We start from the raw sequence: 18837 nt of genomic DNA on the forward strand, positions 1-18837 counted from the left end.
AGAATCATGAAATAAAAATTATTTAATTGAAACTATTTATTTTATTAAGAGTGTATATATGTTTATAAAATTTTTAACAAAAATTTTTGGTAATCATAACGATTATGTTTTACGACGTATTCAAAAAATAGTTAATACTATTAATAGCATGGAAAAATATTTTGAAAAATTAACTGATATAGAACTAAAAAATAAAACTTTATATTTTAAAAATAAATTAAAAAATAATTTTTCTTTAAAAGATATTTTACCGGAAGCTTATGCTACAGTGCGAGAAGCAAGTAAAAGAATATTTGGTATGAGACATTTTGATGTTCAATTAATGGGAGGTATTGTATTAAATAATAATTGTATAGCAGAAATGAGAACAGGAGAAGGAAAAACATTAACATCAACATTATCAGCATATTTAAATGCTCTTAGTGATAAAGGGGTACATATAGTTACTGTTAACGATTATTTAGCAAAAAGAGATGCTATAAATAATAAGTCTCTATTTGAATTTTTAGGATTGACTGTTGGTATTAATTTATCTGGCATGTCATTAAACGAAAAAAGAATAGCTTATAAAGCAGATATTACTTACGGAACTAATAATGAATATGGATTTGATTATTTAAGAGATAATATGGTTTTTAACTATAATGAAAAAGTACAACGTTCTTTAAATTATGCTATTATAGACGAGGTGGATTCTATACTTATTGATGAAGCACGTACTCCTTTAATCATATCAGGAACAGCAGAAGATAGTTCAAAACTATATATTAGTATAAATAGAATTATTCCTAAATTAATATATCAATCCGAAGAAGATTCAGATACCTTTCAAGGTAAAGGACATTTTTTTATAGATGAAAAAACGCGTCAAGCATATTTAACTGAAAAAGGTTTAATTTTTTTAGAAAAAATACTAGAAAAACAAAATATAATCAAAAAGGGTGAATCTTTATATTCTAGTAATAATCTTATTATTTTACATCATGTACTTGAAGGATTAAGAGCACATAAATTATTTAAGAAAAATGTTGATTATATATTAAAAAATAATCAAATTATTATTGTAGATGAACATACTGGAAGATTAATGAAGGGTAGAAGATGGTCTGAAGGATTACATCAAGCAATAGAAGCAAAAGAAGGTGTTAATATTAATGATGAAAATCAAACTTTAGCATCTATTACATTTCAAAATTATTTTAGATTATATAAAAAACTATCAGGAATGACAGGAACTGCAAGTACAGAAGCTTCTGAATTTAAAGAAATTTATAAATTAGATACAATTGTGATTCCCACAAATAAGCCAATGATAAGAAAAGATTTACCAGATTTAATATATTTAACAGAAAAAGAAAAGATAAAAGCTATTATAAAAGATATAAAAAATAAAAATCTTACAGGACAACCTGTATTAGTAGGTACTGTTTCTATAGAAAAATCTGAATTAATTTCAAAAAAATTAAGAAAATTAAAAATAAAACATAATGTTTTAAATGCAAAATTTCATGCTAAAGAAGCTGAAATAATAGCACAAGCAGGTAAAAAAAATTCAGTAACTATTGCCACTAATATGGCAGGAAGGGGTACAGATATTGTTTTGGGTGGTATTTTCACATTAGATGCTGCAAATTGTAATATAGATAAAACTCATACATTAAAACTAATTTGGGAAAAAAAACATAATGAAGTAGTTCAATTAGGAGGTTTATATGTTATTGGAACGGAAAGGCATGAATCTAGAAGAATAGATAATCAGTTAAGAGGAAGATCAGGACGTCAAGGTGATAGTGGTTCGTCAAGATTTTATTTATCAATGGAAGATTCTCTAATGCGTATTTTTGCATCAAAAAATATATCTAATTTAATGACTAAATTAGGTATGAAGCATAATGAGTCTATTACTCATCCTTGGATAACTAAAGCAATATCTAACGCACAAAAAAAAGTGGAACATTATAATTTTGATATACGTAAACAATTACTTGAATATGATGATGTAATTAATGATCAACGTTTAGCAATATATTCACAGAGAAATAAATTATTAAAATCACGTAATATTAATCAAATAATAAAAGATTTTAGAATATATGTTTTTGAGAAAAAAGTAAATGATTTTATAGAATTTGATGACTTTATAGAAGAAGAATTTAATTTTAAAAGTTTTAAAAATTATTTTATGAAAGTATTTAATTTAAAAATACCTATTCAAGAATGGATTAATTCATATAAAGAAAATAATAAAGAAATTTTTAATAAAAAAAAACTTTTAAAAAAAATTATTGATTTTGCAGAAAGAGAATATGTAAAAAAAACGGAAAAGCTTAATGAAGAAAAACTAAATGACTTTGAAAAAAATATTATATTAAAAACTTTAGATAATTTGTGGAAAGAACATCTTTCTGCTATAGAATATTTAAAACAGGGTATACATTTAAGAGGATATGCTCAACAAGATCCTAAACAAGAATATAAACGTGAATCTTTTCATATGTTTAATTTAATGTTAAATACTTTAAAAAAAGAAGTAATAATTAATTTAAGCAAAATAGATATGAGTACAATATTTAGTAATCATAGTAATTTTGTTTTTTCATTGTTAGAAAAAAATTTTTTAAATGAAAATGTGTTAAAAACAAGCAATTTAAAAATTTTAAAAAAAATATCGGATACTTCTATAAAAAAAGAAATAAATAAGATAAATTTTTTTAATCAAAAAATAGGTAGAAATAAAAAATGTCCTTGTCTTTCTGGGAAAAAATATAAATTTTGTCATGGTTTAATAATAAAATAATTTTTTTAATAATAGAGGGTATAAAAAATAAATCTATTTTTTATACCCTCTATTATTAAAATTAATTTTTGATTACGTAAAAAAAACGATTAATATTATCCAAAAATTTTTTTAATTTAGGATTATTTCTAGCATCAGAAAACTCATTAAAACTTTGTCTCAAATTATATAATATTTTCTGTTGTTTATCATTCAAATTAATTGGGGTCTCTATTACTATTTTACAAAATAAATCTCCAATATCATTATCTCTAATAGATTTTACCCCCTTTTTAGGTATTCTTAATATTTTACCTGTTTGAGTTCCAGGTGGGATTTTTATTTTTACATATCCATCCAATACAGGAATATTTATACTTCCACCTAATGCTGCTGTAACAAAATTAACAGGTAAATTACAATATAAATTATTGCCTTCTCTCTTAAAAAGAGAATGTTTTTTAATTTTAATTTCTATATATAAATCACCAGATTTTGCACCATTATTTCCTGTTTCTCCTTCTCCAGTTAATCGAATGCGGTCTCCAGTATCAACGCCATTTGGTATTTTAACTGATAAAGTTTTATAAACTTCTAATTTTCCTTTGCCTTTACAATAAACACAAGGATTTTTAATAAAATATCCTTCACCATGACATCTAGGACATGTTTGTTGAACGGTAAAAAATCCTTGACTCATTTGAATTTGTCCATGTCCATTACATGTATAACATTTTTGTAGTGGTTTTTGTGAACCTGTTCCTTTACAATAATTACAATTTTTTAATACAGGAATTTTTATTTGTTTTGTTATACCTTTAATTGCTTCTTCCAAAGAAAGAGTTATTAGATATTTTAAATCTGAACCTCTTTTTTTATTTTTATTAGTTCTAGAATTTCCAAAAATATCCCCAAAAACATCTCCAAATATATCACTAAAATCAGTTGTATTACTTACATTTTCTTGTTCAAAAGCAGAATGCCCATATTGATCATAAGCAGCTCGTTTTTTTGAATCACTTAAAATCTCATAAGCTTGTTTTATTTCTTTAAATTTATTTTCAGCATTTCTATTTCCGGGATTACGATCTGGATGAAACTTCATAGCCAAACGTTTATATGCTTTTTTAATTTCACGATCTTCAGCCGTTTTAGTAACGCCTAAAATATCATAATAATCTTTTTTTACCATAATAAATTACTGTCCTAATCTAATCCCATAATTTTATTTAATACCGATTTCTATATTAATAAATATTCTGATAGATAAACGGTATTAATATTTTTTAAAAATTTGTTTAAAAGATAAATAAAAAAATAACAATTATTTCTTATTATCTTTTATTTCTTCAAATTCTGCATCTACAACATCATTATCTTTATTTTGAGATGAATCATTATTATCTTTTTTTTGTTTTGTGTCATTATTATTTGGTGTTAAATTCATTATTTTATCAGACACATCAATTAATTTTTGTATTTTTTGTTGTATATCAATTTTGTTTTCTGTTTTTAAAGATGTATCTAACTCATTAATAGCGTTATTAATTTTTATTTTATCTTCTTCTATAATTTGTGTATTTACCTCATTAATTTTTTTCTTAGTTCTATGTATAAGTTGATCTCCTTCATTACGTATTTTAACTAATTCTTCAAAATGACGATCAGCTTCCATATTAGCTTCTGCATCTCTTATCATTTTTTCTACTTCTTTTTCATTTAAACCCGATGAGGCTTTTATTGTAATATTTTGTTCTTTCCCACTCTTTTTATCTTTTGCGGAAACATGTAAAATACCATCAGCATCTATATCAAATGTGACCTCTATTTGAGGTATACCTCTAGGAGCAGGACTAATACCATCTAAATTAAATTGGCCTAAAGATTTATTATCTCTTGCTCTTTTACGCTCTCCTTGTACAATATGAATTGTTACTGCTGATTGATTATCTTCAGCTGTTGAAAAAATTTGACTATGTTTTGTAGGAATAGTCGTATTTTTATTTATTAATGGTGTCATTACTCCGCCTATAGTTTCTATTCCTAAAGATAAAGGAGTAACATCTAATAATAGTACATCTTTAACATCTCCAGCTAAAACACCTCCTTGTACTGCAGCACCAATAGCGACTGCTTCATCTGGATTAACATCTTTTCTTGGTTCTTTCCCGAAAAATTTTGCCACTTTATTTTGAACCATAGGCATACGAGTTTGCCCACCAACTAAAATTACATCATTAATGTCTGTAACAGCTAGATTAGCATCTTTTAAAGCCATTTTTAATGGATTTATCGAATTATCTATTAAATCTTCTACTAAAGATTCTAATTTAGCTCTTGTTAATTTAATATTTAGATGTTTTGGTCCAGTGGCATCAGCTGTAATATAAGGTAAATTGACATCAGTTTGTTGTGCAGATGATAATTCAATTTTAGCTTTTTCTGCTGTTTCCTTAAGTCTTTGCATAGCTAAAGGATCATTTTTTAAATCTATTCCCTGAGATTTTTTGAATTCTTCAACTAAATAATTAATTACACTACTATCAAAATCTTCTCCACCTAGATGAGTATCACCATTTGTTGCTAAAACTTCGAAAGTTTTTTCCCCATCAACATCGTCTATTTCAATTATAGAAATATCAAATGTACCTCCACCTAAATCATATACAGCTATAATACGATTCCCTTTTCCTTTATCTAATCCATATGCTAATGCAGCAGCTGTTGGTTCGTTGATAATTCTTTTAACTTCTAATCCAGCAATACGCCCCGCATCTTTAGTTGCTTGACGTTGTGCATCATTAAAATATGCTGGTACTGTAATGACAGCTTCATTTACTTTTATTCCTAAAAAATCTTCAGCTGTTTTTTTCATTTTTTTTAATACTTCAGCTGAAATTTGTGGAGGGGCCATCTTTTTCCCTTTAATATCTATCCAAGCATCTCCATTACTAGATTCTACTATTTTATAAGGCATAATTTTTATATCACGTTGCACTTCCTTATCATTAAATCTACGTCCAATTAATCTTTTAATAGCAAAAAGAGTATTTTTTGGATTAGTAATTGCTTGGCGTTTAGCTGGTTGACCAACTAAAATTTCTCCATCTTGTGTATAAGCAATCACAGATGGAGTAGTTCTCTCTCCTTCTGCATTTTCTAAAACTCTAGCTTTTGTCCCATCTATAACTGCTACACAAGAATTAGTTGTTCCTAAGTCAATACCGATTATTTTACCCATCTAAACAACTCCTATAAATTTATTAAAATTTTTGCAAAAATAAAATTTACTATATAGATATGTATAATATAATGAATACACATATTTTCTAAAAATTATAATCCCTGATGAAAGGGAAATGGGGCCACATCTGTAAGCATCAAGGGTAAAGTATAAAAATTTTTCTAAAATTAGAATTTTTATTTAAAAATAAAAAAACTATTGTTATATAATTATTTATTCTAAATATACTATAATAATAGTATTTATACATTATATCCATATTTTATAAATAATTTTAAATTTTTTATAAGATATCTTCAATATAAATAATATTAGGATATTTGATTTTAATTAATTTTATTAAATATATTTTGGAGCTTTTAAGTGAAATATATAGCAGAAAGAATAACATTTTCTAAAAAAACATCAATAGATTGTATTGTTGTACCTGTTTTCGCAGAATTCAAATTATCTGCAATAGTAAAAAAAATAAATATTTTATCAAATAATTATATATTAGAGATTTTAAAAAAAAATAATTTTAAAGGTAAAATAAAACAAAGTTTACTTTTATATCAAGTTCCTAATTTTCCTTCTAAGAAATTTTTAATTATAGGATGTGGTATTAAGGATACATTAAATAGAAAACAAAATAAATTAATTGTTAATTATACTATTAATCTTTTAAAAAAATACGAAATTCAAGAAATTATTTGGTTTTTAACTGATTTAAAAATAAAAGATTGTAATACGTATTGGCAAATACGTGATACTATTAACATTATTGAAGAGAATATTTATATTTTTAATAAATTTAAAAAAATTGCATTATATCATCTATTAAAAATAAAATTTAATATAGTTAAGAATAATGAAATTATCTATCATAATGCTATAAAACATGCACAAGCAATTAATTTAGGAATTGAAAAAGCCAAAAATATTGCTAATTTACCACCTAATATATGTAATCCAAAGTATTTGTCAATTAAAGCAATAAACTTATCAAAAAAATATAATAATATTTTTACAGAAATAATTGACGAAAAAACTATGGAAAAAATGAGCATGAATGCCTATCTAGCAGTAAGTAAAGGATCTAAAAATAAGCCTTTTATGTCTATTTTAAAGTATATGAATAATATTACGGATAAATCTCAACCTATAGTATTATTAGGTAAGGGAGTTACTTTTGATTCAGGTGGAATTTCATTAAAACCTAGTAAAAATATGGAAGATATGAAATATGATATGTGTGGTGCTGCTGCTGTATATGGAACGATATATGCAATAGCTAAATTAAAATTACCTTTAAATGTAATTGGTGTTATTGCAGGTTGTGAAAATATGCTAGATAGTAATTCATTTAGACCTAGTGATATTATAAAAACAATGTCAGGAACAACAGTAGAAATTATTAATACTGATGCTGAAGGTCGTTTAATTTTATGTGATACATTAACATATATAAAAAAATTTAATCCTAGATATGTAATTGATATTGCTACATTAACAGGAGCATGTATTGTAGCATTAGGTGATAATATTAGTGGTTTAATGTCTAATGATAAAAAATTATCAGATTATCTTATTCAAGCTTCATTAGAAACAGATGATCGTGTTTGGAAATTACCCATTGATGATAAAAGTTATTATGATCAATTAAAGTCTAATATTGCTGACTTAACTAATAGTAGTAATAGTAATTCAGGAGGAGCTATTACAGCTGCTTGTTTTTTATCAAAATTTACTAAATTATATAAATGGGCTCATATAGATATAGCAGGTACAGCATCAAAATATGTAGAACAAAAAATAAGTGCTACTGGTAGACCTATTAATATGTTATGCCAATTTTTGATAAATATCACATATAATTCAAATAATAAATTATAATTTTATAAAAATTATATTGAAATATAGGATCTTATTATCTAATGGATAAAATATACAATCCAAATATTTTTGAAAAAAAAATTTATAATTTTTGGGAAAAAAACGAATATTTTAAAAATAAATTAAATAATTCTGAAAAATATTTTTCTATTATGGTGCCTCCTCCTAATATTACTGGAGAATTACATATGGGGCATGCATTACAATATACTCTTATAGATATTTTAATTCGTTATCAACGTATGTTAGGAAAAAATGTATTATGTCAAGTAGGAATAGATCATGCGGGAATTGCAACCCAAAGTCTAATAGAACAAAAAATATTTTTAGAAACAGGGAAAACAAAAAATGATTACAGTAGAGAATTTTTTTTAAAAATTATTTCAAAATGGAAAAATAAATATTGTGGTATTATTTATAATCAAATGAAATGTTTAGGATTGTCTGCAGATTGGGATAGGAAAAGATTTACTATGGACAGTGAATTTTCAAAATCTGTTAAAAATATATTTATTCAACTCTATGAAGATGGATTAATATATAAGAAAAAAAGATTAATTAATTGGGATTTTAAACTTAAAACTGTTATTTCAGATCTAGAAATAGATCATAAAAAAATCAAAACTAATATTTGGTATATTAATTATTTATTAAAAAATGGAATAAAAACTTTTGATAATAAAAATTATTTAACTGTAGCAACTACTCGTCCTGAAACAATATTAGCTGATAGTGCAATAGCTATTAATCCATTAGATACAAGATATAATAATTTAATTGGTAAATTTGTAATAATTCCATTAATTAATCGTATAATTCCTATTATAGCTGATAATTACGCTAAAATTAAAAAGGGTACAGGATGTGTGAAAATTAGTCCCGCACATGATTTTAATGATTATCAAGTTGCTATAAGACATAATTTACCATTAATTAATATATTTGATTTACAAGGCAATATTTTAGAAAAATATCAAATTTTTAATAAAAAAGGACATCAAATAGATATTTTTTTAGAAAATATACCTAAAATATTTCGTAATGTAAATTACTTAAAAGTAAGAAATATTATTGTTAATAAAATAAAAAAAGTTGGATTATTAGATTCATATAAGACAAAATATAAATTTATCCCATATAGTACAAGGAGTGATACTATTGTACTCCCTATGTTAACAAGTCAATGGTATTTAAATACAAAAATTTTATCTAAACAGGCAATAGATGCTGTTAAAAATGAACAAATAAAATTTTTCCCTAAACAATATAAAAATATGTTTTATTCTTGGATGTCTAATATTCAAGATTGGTGTATATCTCGACAATTATGGTGGGGACACCAAATACCAGTTTGGTATGATAATAAAAATAATATCTACGTAGGCAGAAATATAGAAGAGATTAAAAAAAAATATAATTTAAAAAAAAATATTCATTTAGAACAAGATCCAGATGTTTTAGATACTTGGTTTTCTTCTAGTTTATGGACTTTTATTACTTTAGATTGGCCTAAAAATAAAAAAGATTTTTTCCTTTTTCATCCTACTAGTGTTATTATAAGCGGTTTTGATATTATATTCTTTTGGATATCAAGAATGATAATGATGACTATGTATTTTGTTAAAGATAAAAATAATATACCTCAAATTCCTTTTAAAGATATTTTAATGACAGGATTAATTAGGGATAACAAAGGAAATAAAATGTCTAAATCTAGAGGAAATGTTATTAATCCCATAAATCTAATTGAAGGTCATTTATCTAAAAATATTTTAGATATAAATAAAAAAAATAATAAAAAATATAATTTTTTAAATAAAAATTATGGAACTGATGCCTTAAGATTTACATTAGCAGCATTATCGTCCACAGGACGTGATATATATTGGGATATGACTAGATTAGAGGGTTATCGTAACTTTTGTAATAAAATTTGGCATGCAGCTATATTTATTTTAAAAAATATAAAATTTAATTTTGTTAATAATAAAGAAAAATTATCTATTTTTGATAAATGGATTTGGTCTGAATATAATCTAATAATATTATCTTATTCAAGAGCATTACATAGATATCGTTTTGATCAAGCAGCAAATATTTTATATAATTTTATATGGAATAAATTTTGTGATTGGTATTTAGAATATAGTAAATTAGTTTTTCAAGAAAAAAATCAGCTTCAATACACTGGCACTTATTACACATTATATAATCTTTTTGAATCATTGTTAAGATTATCGCATCCGATTATTCCATTTATAACAGAAATTATATGGCAAAAAATTCAAATAAACAAAAATAATACTTATAGAAAAAGCATTCTAGCACAATCATTTCCAAAATCTAATAAATTGGATATTGATAAACAATCAATAAGTATCATTAATACATTTATAAATATAGTAACATTTATTCGTAATTATAAAGCAGAAATGATGATAAATAAAAACGAAGAAATTGATTTATATATAAATGATATAAATCATAAATTTATTATTTTTTTAAAAAAAAATATAAACATATTAAAAAAATTATTAAATCTTAAAAAAATTATATTTGTTGGTAATAATTTTGAATTTCCTAAAAAATCATTAATACAGAAAATAGATAATATTAAATTTGCCATATTATTAAGTATTAAAATTATTAATCAACAATTATTATTAAATATAATTAATAAAAAAATATATAATAATCAAAAAATAATAAGTACATTAAATAAAAATATTAAAAATCCAAAATTTTTATCTAAAGCACCTCAACAAATTATAAAAAAATTTTTAGAAAAAATAAAACGTCATAAAGTATTACAAAAAGAATTATTAGAAAAATATTTGCTAATAAAAAATTTATAATATTGCATTTTTTAATATATTTATAGTGAGTAAAATTATGAACAATTTTTATCAAAATAATTTTTTAAAATTATCAGATTTCTCAAAAGAAGATATTTATAAATTAATTAGAATTTCTAAAAAATTAAAATATGATAAAAAAAATTCTAAGGAAAAAAAAAAGTTATCTAATAAAAATATTATTTTAATTTTTGAAAAAAATTCTACTAGAACCAGATGTTCTTTTGAAATAGCATGTTTCGATCAAGGTGCTCATGTTACTTTCTTAAGTATTAAAGATAGTCATATGATTTATAAAGAGTCATTAAAAGATTCTGCTCGTATATTAGGACAAATGTATGATGGTATCCAATATAGAGGTAATTATCAAAAAGATATAGAAATCATTGCAAAATACGCTGGAGTACCAGTTTGGAATGGGTTAACAAATGAATTCCACCCTACTCAAATATTAGCAGATTTATTAACTATAACGGAATTTCTTGAAAATAAAAAATTAGATCAAATAAAAATATCATATATTGGAGATATAAATAATAATATTTCTTTTAGCTTAATAGAAGCTGCAATAATAATAGGTTTTAAATTATATTTAATTTCCCCTAAAAAAATTAAATCAAATAATATATATTATCAAAATATAATAAGAAAAATTAAAAATATAGAAAATATCCATATAACTAAAAATATAAGTGAAGGAATAAAAAATACTGATTTTATTTATACTGATATTTGGATATCTATGGGTGTAACAGAATCTTTACAAATGTGGGAAAAAAAAATTGAAGAATTATATAATTATCAAGTAAATAAATCATTATTATTAAAAAGTAAAAATAAAAATGTAAAAGTTATGCATTGCTTACCTGCTTTACATTTGTATGAACATTATAAGTATCTTCTAAATAAAGATATTATATCTAAATATAATTTATATAATGGGATAGAAATTACTGATGAAATTTTTGAATCTAATTATAGCATTATTTTTAAACAAGCAAAAAATAAAATACATACTATTAAAGCAATTATAATTTCTACTTTATTAAAAGAATTATATTAGTTTTAAAAAAATAAATTTTAAGTAAGAAACATTAATTATAAAAAATTAATTTATAAAATTTATAATTATATTTTTTATAAAAGAATAAAGATTAAGAGATAATTATTATGAAGAATATTATTTTTACTATAAAAGCTCCTATTCCATTAGGAGCTTATTCACAAGGAATTTTATTTAATAATATTATTTTTATTTCTGGACAAATACCAATACATCCAGTTACAGGAATAATTCATTCTAAAATTAGTGAACAAACATTACAAGTTTTGACAAATATAGAATCTATTCTAATAGAAGTTAAATGTGATATTAGTAATATAATTAAAACAACAGTTTTTTTAACAAACTTGGATGATTATAATAAAATGAATATCGTATACAGAAATTTTTTTTTAAAAAAAAAATTATCGTATCCTGCTAGATCTTGCATAGAAGTATCTCGATTACCTAAAGATGTGAAAATAGAGATTGAAGCTATTGCTGTAAAAAATAAAAAATATTAATAATAAATAAAATCATAAGGTTGAGTTATAATGGTTTTCTTTTTAAGATTTGTATGTCCTATTGTTATATTTATTTTATCTGTAATAGGAAAAAATTTAAAAGCAGAAACTTTACCACAAAAAACTATTTTATTTTATAATTGGACAGAATATGTTCCAGAAGGATTATTAGAAAAATTTACAAAAGAAACAGGAATTAAAGTAATTTATTCAACATATGAATCAAATGAAAGTATGTATACAAAATTAAAAACTTATACGAAGCAATCATATGATTTAGTAGTTCCTTCTGCTTATTTTGTTGTTAAAATGAAAAATGAAGGTATGTTACAAAAAATAAATAAAAAAAAGTTAACTAATTTTTCGAATCTAGATCCAAAATTTTTAAATAAATCTTTTGACCCGAATAATGAATATTCTATTCCATATATATGGGGTGCAACAGCTATTGGAATTAATACAGATATAATAGATTCAAAATCTATAAATAGTTGGTCTGATTTATGGAATCCTAAATTTCAAAAATCAATATCTTTGATTGATGATGCAAAAGAAGTATTTCAAATAGCTTTAATGAAATTAGGTTATTCAGGAAATACTACTAATTTAAAACATATAAAAAAAGCATTTATAGAACTTAAAAAATTAATGCCTAATGTTATTGCTTTTAATTCAGATAATCCTGGTTATCCTTTTATAGAAGGAGCGGTAAATATAGGGATGATATGGAATGGTTCTGCATATGCTGTAAAAAAATTAGGTATTCCTTTAAAATTCATTTGGCCAAAAGAAGGAGGTATTTTTTGGATGGATAATTTTGTTATTCCTGCTAATGCACAAAATGTAGACGGAGCTTTAAAATTAATTAATTTTTTATTAAGGCCAGAAATTGCCGCTCAAGTTGCAAAAATAACAGGATATTCTACTCCTAACTTACAAGCTAAAAAATTACTACCATCAAATATGGTTAATGATAACACATTATATCCTAATGATAAAATTATAAAAAAAGGAATATGGCAAAATGAAGTAAGTATTGATAATATAAGTAAAGAATATGAAATGGATTTTCAAAAATTAAAAAATTTATAACTTTGTCAACTAAATTACAATTAAATATTTAGATTTAAACATAAAATTTATTAATTTTTTGTAATTTAATAAAAAATTATTATATAAATTTCTTGACATATAATTTATATTTATAATATATTATTTTGTGATAGACATGTTTAATCCTCTGTAGTTCAGTTGGTAGAACGGCGGACTGTTAATCCGTATGTCACTGGTTCGATCCCAGTCAGGGGAGGATGAAATATTCATATTTTTATATCATAGAGGATATTTTTATAAAAATTATTTTAAATAATATTTTATTATAGGATAATATGTTGTATGATAATAAAGATAAAAGACATCCTCACTAAAGATGTTATTCATGAATTTTCATCAATTCAAGATATAGTACGATGGATGACAAGTTGTTTTAGTATTTCTAATTTATGGTATGGTCATGGAAATAATAATCCATGGGATGAAGCAATTCAATTAACTCTATCACTTCTTGGTTTACCTCCATATTTATGGGATAATGTATATAAAGCCAAACTATCTATTAAAGAGCGTGAATTACTTTATACAAAAGTTTGTGCAAGAATACATAAGAAAATTCCTGTTGCTTATTTAACAAATAAAGTTTGGTTTTGTGGACATGAATTATATATTGATAAAAGAGTGTTAATACCTAGATCACCTATTTCTGAATTAATTAATAATAAATTTAAATCAATTTTATCTAAAAATCAAAAACCAAAATATATACTTGATTTATGTACTGGAAGTGGATGTATTGCAATTTCTTGTGCATATCTTTTTCCCAATGCAATTATAGATGCTGTAGATATTTCTATAGATGCAATTAACGTTCTTGAATATAATATTCAATTACATGGCTTAGAACATCGTGTTATTCCAATTTGTAGTAATTTATTTAATAAATTAAAAAAATCTACTTATGATTTAATCATAACTAACCCTCCATATGTTAATAAAGATGAAATTAGATATTTACCCAAAGAATATTCATATGAACCTAAAATTGGTTTATTATCCGATGATAATGGAATGGAAATTATTAACAAAATAATATCAAAATCATTTTTATATCTTAAAAAAAATGGTATTTTAATTTGTGAAGTAGGTAATAGAATGTTAAATGTTATAGAAAAGTATCCAACAATAAATTTCCAGTGGATAAATATAAAAAATGGAGGTATAGGTATTTTTAAAATAACAAAATAGTAATTCTTTAAAAAAATTTTATTTTAAATTTTTTTTTATATAAAAGAGGTATATATGTCTGGTAATACTTTTGGAAAATTATTTAAGATAACAACTTTTGGTGAATCTCACGGAAAATATTTAGGTTGTATAGTTGATGGTGTGCCACCTCAAATACCTTTAGATGAAAATGATTTACAAAAAGATTTAGATAGACGTAAACCAGGATCATCAAAATATATTTCTCCACGTCAAGAATTAGATAAAGTTGAAATTTTGTCTGGTGTATTTAATGGTGTAACCACAGGAACAAGTATTGGTTTAATAATTAAAAATACCGATTGTAGAACTAAAGATTATAATAATATTAAAAACCTTTTTCGTCCTGGGCATGCAGATTATACATATGAAAAAAAATATGGGATACGAGATTATAGAGGAGGAGGACGTTCTTCAGCTAGAGAGACAACTATGCGTGTGGCTGCTGGAGCTATTGCTAAAAAATATTTATCAATAAAATATAATCTAAAAATTAGAGGATATTTATCCCAAATGGGAGATATTTTTTGTAAATTTAATTCTTGGGAAGAAGTAAATAATAATCCTTTTTTTTGTCCAAATATTAATCAAGTACAAAAACTAAAAAATAAAATAAGTAGTTTAAAAAAATTAGGAGATTCTATAGGAGCTAAAGTTACTATTATTGCAGAAAATGTTCCAATAGGTTTAGGAGAACCTGTATTTGATAAACTAAATGCTGAATTAGCTCATGCTATAATGAGCATTAATGCTGTAAAAGGGGTAGAAATAGGTGATGGATTTAATGTAATTAATCAATTAGGAAGTATTTATCGTGATGAGATTAGAAAAAATGGATTTCAAAGTAATAATTCAGGAGGTATTTTAGGAGGTATTAGTACAGGACAAGAAATTATTATACATTTTGCAGTTAAGCCTACTTCTAGTATTTCTATACCAGGAAAAACAATTAATATTCTTGAACAAGAATTAGATTGCATAACACAAGGACGTCATGATCCTTGTGTTGGTATTAGAGCAGTCCCGATAGGAGAAGCTATGGTGGCTATAACATTAATGGATCATTTATTACGTTATCGTGCCCAATGCGCTGACCATATATATAAATAAAAAATTAATACAATTCATTTATACTATTAGATAAATAATTAATAATTCCTGTAGGAGTAGGTGTTATGCTTTTTTTACCTTTAATCCATTGTGCAGGACAAACATCACCATGTTTTTCATGATGTTCTAAAGCATCAATCATACGTATCATTTCATTTACATTTCTTCCAAATGGTAAATCATTCACTAATTGGTGTCTAACAATTCCTTTTTTATCAATTAAGAAAGATGCTCTTAATGCAATAGTTAACTCAGGATGTTCAACTCCATAGGATTTTTGTATACTTTTTGTTATATCAGATACCATTACAAATTTTATATTTCCAATACCTCCTAAAGTAATCGGAGTATTACGCCATGCATTATGAACAAATTGTGAATCGCAAGATATTCCTAAAATTTTTACGTTTCTTTTTTTAAAATCATCATAATGATTATTAAATGAAATTATTTCTGACGGACAAACAAAAGTAAAATCTAATGGCCAAAAAAATACTACAGTAACTGTATTTTTAGAATATTTATAAAAATTAAAATTATCAATCATAGAACCATCAGCAAGTACAGCAGATGCGTTAAAATCAGGTGCTTTCTTGGTTATTAAAGTCATATTTTCCTCTAAAATTTTGTTTGATAAATCATATTTATATATGATATCATATATAAATTTTTTATTTATATATAATATTTTACATAAAAAATAAAAATTTATCTTAATTTTAAATATATAAGGTATTTTACATTTATGAGTTTTTTAATTTCTCATGTATCAGCTTCTAATATTAATGAAATTCATTCAAAAGATAATATAATTTCTTTAATTATAATAATTTTAATCTTCGTTTGTTTTTGTTATTTTATAATAATAATTCCTCAAAATAAAAGAATAAAAGAACATTCTGATTTAATAAATTCTATTTCCATAGGAGATGAAATTTTAACAAAAGGAGGTATTATAGGAGAAGTGATAAAGATTTTAAATGATAATTATGTATTAATTTTGACAAATGATAATAAAATTTTCATGAAAAAACATTTTATTATTAGTGTTTTTCCTAAAGGAACAATCAAAAACATATTATTGTAAATATAATTTTGAATTTTTTATTAATGATTATTGGATTGCTATTGTGTTAAATAAATATAGTTTTAAACAATATATTTTCTTACTTATTTTGATTATAACAAGTATTATATATACTTTACCAAATATATATAAAAAGATACCTGTTATTCAAATTAATTTTATAAAAGAAAAAAATTTTAATATAAAATTTTTAAAAAAAATTGATAAAATTTTAAAAAAACATAATATTTTTTATGTAAAAACTTTTTTTAATAAAAAAAATATAAATTTTATTTTTAATAATGTAGAAGATCAAATAGAAGCATATAAAATTATTAAAAATAACTTAAATAAACAAAATTATATTATTTCAGCAAAATTAAAATCTTCTGTACCTAAATGGTTTTCTTATATTAAAGCAACTCCAATTAAACTTGGTTTAGATTTAAGAGGGGGAGTGTATTTTTTATTAAAAGTCAATAGCGATTATGTTTTACAAAAATTTAAAGAACAAAATATTTCAGATATAACAACATTTATAAATAAAAAAAATATAAATTTTATAAAAAAAAACAGTAAAAAAAATAAATTTAACTATCAAATTTTTTTTAAAAATATAAATATTAGAAATAAAGTTTTTTATTATTTTACAAAAAAAAACAATAGTTTTATTAATTACAAAATGATAAGTAATAAAGGAATATTTATCTATTTAGGTAATGAAGTATTAAATAGATTAAAAAATTCAATTATAGATAATAATATTAATGTATTACGTAATAGAGTTAATGAAATTGGTATTACAGATTCTGTTGTTCAAAGAAAAGGTATAGATTCAATAATTATCGAATTACCTGGAATTCAAAATATTAAGGAGGCAAAAAAAATAATAGGAAGTACAGCAACTTTAGAATTTCATTTAATTACTAATTATTATGAAAATATTAATAAAAAAAATTTTTATAGAATGTTCTGGAAAAATAAAATTCCTGTTTATGTAGAAAAGAAAATTATAATAGATGGAACACATATAATAGATGCTACTTATAATAGAGATGAATATAATAATCCTCAAGTTAATGTTTTTTTAAATAAAAAAGGTGGATATATTTTATCTGAATTTTCCAAAAATCATATAGGAGATAATATAGCATCATTACTTATCAGTTATATAAATAGTAAAAAAAAAGATAATAGTAATATTCTTTCTGATAAAAAAGTAGAAATCATTAATATTGCTACTATTCAATCTCAATTAGGTGATTCTTTTAGAATTACGGGGATACAAAATATTGAAGAAGCAAAAAAAATATCTATTTTATTAAAATCAGGAATTTTAAGTTCGCCTATAAAAATAGTACAAGAAGAAATTATAGGACCTACTGTAGGAAAACAAAATATTAAACAAGGAATAAAAGCTTGTATTATAGGTATAATATTTTGTATAACATTTATGTTATTATACTATAATGTTTTCGGCATGATTGCTATCTTTGCTTTATTTATAAATATACTTTTTATTATTAGTTTATTTTCATTATTACCTGGTTTAACTTTAACTATGTCAGGAATAGCTGGAATAGTTCTAACATTAGCAATTGCAATAGATGCAAATGTTTTAATAAACGAAAGAATTAAAGAAGAATTACAAGAAAACAAACCAATTCAAAAAGCTATTTTTTATGGATATAAAAGAGCTTTTTCAAGCATTTTTGATTCAAATATATTAACGATAATAAATTCCTTTATTTTATATATTTTTGGTTCAAGAGAAATTCAAGGTTTTGCGATTACTACTTGTATTGGAGTATTAACATCATTTTTTACATCAGTATTTATTACTCATGCTATTATAAATATTATTTATGGAAATAAGAAAATAAAAACATTACCTATTAAATTTTAATTTATTAAATAAAAAATATATTATTATAGTAATTTTTATTATAAAAGCATAATTTATTCATGAAGGATTTATACAATATGTATTATATTTTAAATATAATAATAAATTTTTTTAAAAACA

The 18837-nt window shown here is 22.9% G+C and carries 13 protein-coding genes and 1 tRNA gene; 11 read left to right on the forward strand and 3 right to left on the reverse strand.

Annotated features, from left to right (window positions below; genetic code table 11):
* Window positions 1-58 precede the first annotated feature (58 nt).
* Window positions 59-2797, forward strand: coding sequence for a preprotein translocase subunit SecA (secA, locus tag GJT88_RS00745; protein WP_168895047.1), 2739 nt, complete (start codon window positions 59-61; stop codon window positions 2795-2797).
* 61 nt (window positions 2798-2858) lie between these two features.
* Here the strand turns inward: secA and dnaJ are convergent, their stop codons facing one another.
* Together dnaJ and dnaK are read right to left on the reverse strand one after the other, a co-directional pair.
* A complete protein-coding gene (gene dnaJ, locus GJT88_RS00750) occupies window positions 2859-3968 on the reverse strand; it encodes a molecular chaperone DnaJ (RefSeq protein ID WP_168895048.1) in 1110 nt (369 codons plus the stop codon).
* Between the two features lie 132 nt (window positions 3969-4100).
* Window positions 4101-6017: a molecular chaperone DnaK gene (gene dnaK, locus GJT88_RS00755; protein WP_168895049.1), complete on the reverse strand. Its 1917-nt coding sequence runs from the start codon at window positions 6015-6017 to the stop codon at window positions 4101-4103.
* A gap of 366 nt (window positions 6018-6383) precedes the next feature.
* Here dnaK and GJT88_RS00760 point away from each other — a divergent pair, with 366 nt between their 5' ends.
* The 8 genes from GJT88_RS00760 to aroC all read left to right on the forward strand — a co-directional run bounded on the left by GJT88_RS00760 (window position 6384) and on the right by aroC (window position 15745).
* On the forward strand, window positions 6384-7895 hold the full coding sequence (locus tag GJT88_RS00760) for a leucyl aminopeptidase (RefSeq protein ID WP_425482954.1): 1512 nt from the start codon (window positions 6384-6386) through the stop codon (window positions 7893-7895).
* Window positions 7896-7936: 41 nt separating this feature from the next.
* Window positions 7937-10750 (forward strand): valine--tRNA ligase, encoded by a 2814-nt coding sequence (locus GJT88_RS00765; protein WP_168895050.1) that lies wholly within the window; start codon window positions 7937-7939, stop codon window positions 10748-10750.
* 37 nt (window positions 10751-10787) lie between these two features.
* Entirely contained in the window at window positions 10788-11813 is a 1026-nt protein-coding gene (gene argF, locus GJT88_RS00770) for an ornithine carbamoyltransferase (protein ID WP_168895051.1), read from the forward strand.
* A 107-nt stretch (window positions 11814-11920) separates the two neighbouring features.
* Window positions 11921-12316 carry a Rid family detoxifying hydrolase gene (locus GJT88_RS00775; protein ID WP_168895052.1) on the forward strand — a complete coding sequence of 132 codons (396 nt, stop codon included), beginning with the start codon at window positions 11921-11923 and terminating at the stop codon, window positions 12314-12316.
* Between the two features lie 30 nt (window positions 12317-12346).
* Entirely contained in the window at window positions 12347-13408 is a 1062-nt protein-coding gene (locus tag GJT88_RS00780; protein ID WP_168895053.1) for an extracellular solute-binding protein, read from the forward strand.
* A 144-nt stretch (window positions 13409-13552) separates the two neighbouring features.
* Window positions 13553-13625: transfer RNA gene (locus GJT88_RS00785), tRNA-Asn, on the forward strand.
* A 98-nt stretch (window positions 13626-13723) separates the two neighbouring features.
* Window positions 13724-14617, forward strand: coding sequence for a 50S ribosomal protein L3 N(5)-glutamine methyltransferase (gene prmB, locus GJT88_RS00790; RefSeq protein ID WP_425482956.1), 894 nt, complete (start codon window positions 13724-13726; stop codon window positions 14615-14617).
* Between the two features lie 54 nt (window positions 14618-14671).
* Window positions 14672-15745 (forward strand): chorismate synthase, encoded by a 1074-nt coding sequence (gene aroC / locus GJT88_RS00795; protein WP_168895055.1) that lies wholly within the window; start codon window positions 14672-14674, stop codon window positions 15743-15745.
* A 4-nt stretch (window positions 15746-15749) separates the two neighbouring features.
* Here the strand turns inward: aroC and GJT88_RS00800 are convergent, their stop codons facing one another.
* Window positions 15750-16355, reverse strand: a complete 606-nt coding sequence (locus GJT88_RS00800) for a peroxiredoxin C (RefSeq protein WP_168895056.1) — start codon at window positions 16353-16355, stop codon at window positions 15750-15752.
* A gap of 135 nt (window positions 16356-16490) precedes the next feature.
* On the opposite strand from GJT88_RS00800, the gene yajC reads away from it, so the two are divergent.
* The gene (yajC, locus tag GJT88_RS00805; RefSeq protein ID WP_168895057.1) at window positions 16491-16832 is read left to right on the forward strand and encodes a preprotein translocase subunit YajC; all 342 of its coding nucleotides are present in this window, start codon (window positions 16491-16493) and stop codon (window positions 16830-16832) included.
* Window positions 16792-18717, forward strand: coding sequence for a protein translocase subunit SecD (secD, locus tag GJT88_RS00810; RefSeq protein WP_168895058.1), 1926 nt, complete (start codon window positions 16792-16794; stop codon window positions 18715-18717). Before yajC ends, secD begins: the two co-directional genes overlap by 41 nt.
* Window positions 18718-18837: the final 120 nt, after the last annotated feature.

The organism is Enterobacteriaceae endosymbiont of Donacia tomentosa (assembly GCF_012571135.1).
GTDB lineage: Bacteria > Pseudomonadota > Gammaproteobacteria > Enterobacterales > Enterobacteriaceae.

What these genes read in the sequence shown, in the direction of transcription:
- secA (WP_168895047.1), top strand. Translation starts at nt 59, where the DNA reads ATGTTTATAAAATTTTTAACAAAAATTTTTGGTAATCATAACGATTAT.
- dnaJ (WP_168895048.1), bottom strand. Translation starts at nt 3,968, where the DNA reads ATGGTAAAAAAAGATTATTATGATATTTTAGGCGTTACTAAAACGGCT.
- dnaK (WP_168895049.1), bottom strand. Translation starts at nt 6,017, where the DNA reads ATGGGTAAAATAATCGGTATTGACTTAGGAACAACTAATTCTTGTGTA.
- GJT88_RS00765 (WP_168895050.1), top strand. Translation starts at nt 7,937, where the DNA reads ATGGATAAAATATACAATCCAAATATTTTTGAAAAAAAAATTTATAAT.
- argF (WP_168895051.1), top strand. Translation starts at nt 10,788, where the DNA reads ATGAACAATTTTTATCAAAATAATTTTTTAAAATTATCAGATTTCTCA.
- GJT88_RS00775 (WP_168895052.1), top strand. Translation starts at nt 11,921, where the DNA reads ATGAAGAATATTATTTTTACTATAAAAGCTCCTATTCCATTAGGAGCT.
- GJT88_RS00780 (WP_168895053.1), top strand. Translation starts at nt 12,347, where the DNA reads ATGGTTTTCTTTTTAAGATTTGTATGTCCTATTGTTATATTTATTTTA.
- aroC (WP_168895055.1), top strand. Translation starts at nt 14,672, where the DNA reads ATGTCTGGTAATACTTTTGGAAAATTATTTAAGATAACAACTTTTGGT.
- GJT88_RS00800 (WP_168895056.1), bottom strand. Translation starts at nt 16,355, where the DNA reads ATGACTTTAATAACCAAGAAAGCACCTGATTTTAACGCATCTGCTGTA.
- yajC (WP_168895057.1), top strand. Translation starts at nt 16,491, where the DNA reads ATGAGTTTTTTAATTTCTCATGTATCAGCTTCTAATATTAATGAAATT.